This window comes from Rhodococcus maanshanensis NBRC 100610 (assembly GCF_001894865.1).
Taxonomy (GTDB): domain Bacteria; phylum Actinomycetota; class Actinomycetes; order Mycobacteriales; family Mycobacteriaceae; genus Rhodococcus_G; species Rhodococcus_G maanshanensis.
Genome location: NZ_BCXA01000010.1, coordinates 1 through 2,035, shown reverse-complemented (window position 1 = coordinate 2,035; position 2,035 = coordinate 1). Strand labels below are relative to the sequence as shown.

2 protein-coding genes are annotated in these 2,035 nt (G+C 68.6%); both read right to left on the bottom strand.

What is annotated here, in order from left to right:
• A partial coding sequence (locus RM1_RS27010) for an Ig-like domain-containing protein (protein ID WP_072750346.1) occupies positions 1–1,187 on the bottom strand: 1,187 nt, incomplete at its 3' end.
• Positions 1,188–1,294: 107 nt separating this feature from the next.
• On the bottom strand, positions 1,295–1,801 hold the full coding sequence (locus RM1_RS05435) for an Ig-like domain repeat protein (protein ID WP_143069395.1): 507 nt from the start codon (positions 1,799–1,801) through the stop codon (positions 1,295–1,297).
• Positions 1,802–2,035: the final 234 nt, after the last annotated feature.

Genomic DNA, 2,035 nt, shown 5'->3' with positions numbered 1-2,035 from the left:
GTCGCGGTGAGGGTGGTGGCGGTGCCTTCCTTGGCTCCGGGGACCGGGGCGAGGGTGGTGGTGGAGTCGACGTCGGCTGCGGTCACCGAAACCTGTTGGGTGGTGGTGGATCCGAGGACGCCGTCGCGGCCGGAGAAGGTGGCGGTGATGGTGTGCTGGTCGTCCCAGCCGGGGGTCCACTCGTAGGTGACGGAGCCGTTTGCGCCCACCTGCACGGTGTCCATGTCGTACTCGTCGTCCTTGAAGGTGACGGTGCCGCCCGCTGCTGCGGGGTTGACCGTCGCGGTGAGGGTGGTGACGGTGCCGACCTTTGCCCCGGTGACGGGAGCGAGGGTGATCGTGGAGGTGACGGCGGCCGCGGCGACGGTGGTGGTCTGCGGTGCGGACTGGGAGGCGTTGGCGGTGGCGGTGCCGGGGAATTTGGCGGTGAGTGTGTGCTGGCCGGCGGTGGTGGGTGTCCACTGGTATGTGGCGGTGCCGTTGGCGCCCACGGTGTTTTGGCCGATCTTGGTGGTGCCGTCGTAGAACTCGACGGTGTTGCCGGTGGCGGCGCCGGTGACGGTGGCGGTGAGGGTGGTTGCGGTGCCGACCTTGGCTCCGGTGACGGGAGCGAGGGTGGTGGCGGTGTTGGCCTTGGTGGCCGTGATGGAGGGGCCCTTGGTCTTGAAGTCGGCGGAGCCGAGGTTTGTGCCGTACTCGATGCCGGTGTTCATCGCGGTGCCGAGGGTGCAGTTGGCGCCGACCGTGTATTGGGCGGTGAAGACGGGCGACTGCACGTCGCCGGGGTGGTTCTTGGCGATGACCTGGTAGCTGGTGGCGGCGAAGTCACCGGCGATGAAGTCGGATGCGATCTGGAGGTAAGGCTCGACGGGGCGGTCGCCGCTGTTGAGCGTCACCTTGGCGGTGCTGGGGATGTAGGTCAGGCAGGCGGGGTGCCAGTCCTTGAACCAGTTGAGTTTTTCGTCGGTGCTGTTGGTTCGTTCGAGTTTGGTGCTGACGGTGATGGTGTCGCCGATGCCGGGGGTGGTGTTGCTGATGGTGCGGGTGTAGTGGGATGCGCCGTTGTCCCAGGTGATGGTTTGGGGGGCGGCGGTGGCGACGCTGGTGCCGAAGATGGTCAGTGCGCCGAGTGCAAGTGCGGTGGCGGCGCCGCCGGCGACGGTGCGTGTGGTTGCTCGATGTGCCATGAGGGTTCCTTCACTTGGTGCGGCCAGTCAGCGTCGCCGCGGGCGGTGGGACCGGGCTCCGGCGCGGCAGGTGCGCCGGAGCCCGGTGTTCAGGGGGTGGTTTCCGCTTAGGAGCCGAGGCCGGCGAGGAGGGAGCGGAGCTTGTCGAGCACGGAGTCGACGCTGTCGTTGCCGGTGCTGCCGGTGGCGCCGGGGTCGGTGCTTGTTGTGACGGTGACCTGCTGGGTGGTGGTGGATCCGGCGACGCCGTCACGGCCGGAGAAGATGGCGGTGATGGTGTGCTTGCCGTTGGTTTCGGGGTACCACATCACGGTGGCGGTGCCGTCGGTCTCGACCTCAGTGCTGTAGTAGACCTTGTTGTCGACCTTGAATTCGACGGTGCCGCCTGCTGCTGCGGGAGTGACCTTCGCCTTCAGCGCGTACTCGTTGGTGTCGGGTGCTGCGGTGATGGGGTCGAGGGTGATCGTGGAAGCGACGTTGGCTGCGGTCTGGACGGCCGGTGGTGCGGACGGGGCGGCGTAGGCGGTGCCGGCGACGCCGGTGCCGAGGAGGGTCAGTGCGCCGAGCGCGAGTGCGGTGGCGGCCACGGTGCGTGTGGTTGCTCGATGTGCCATGGGGGTTCCTTCCTTGGTGCGGCTATTGGCGTCGCCGCGGGCTTTGGGGGCCGGGGCTTCGGTGCCCGCGAGGGCTGGGCGCCGAAGCCCCGGTGTCAGGGGTGGTTGCCGGCTAGGAGCCGAAGCCGCCGAGGAGGGAGCCGAGGCTGCCGGTGCTGCCGTTGCCTTCGGGGTTGGTGCCGGCCTTCGCGACGGTGACCTGCTGGGTGGTGGCGGATCCGGTGATGCCATTGC

Coding starts and splice junctions, on each gene's coding strand:
- RM1_RS05435 (WP_143069395.1), bottom strand. CDS start 1,801: ATGGCACATCGAGCAACCACACGCACCGTGGCCGCCACCGCACTCGCG.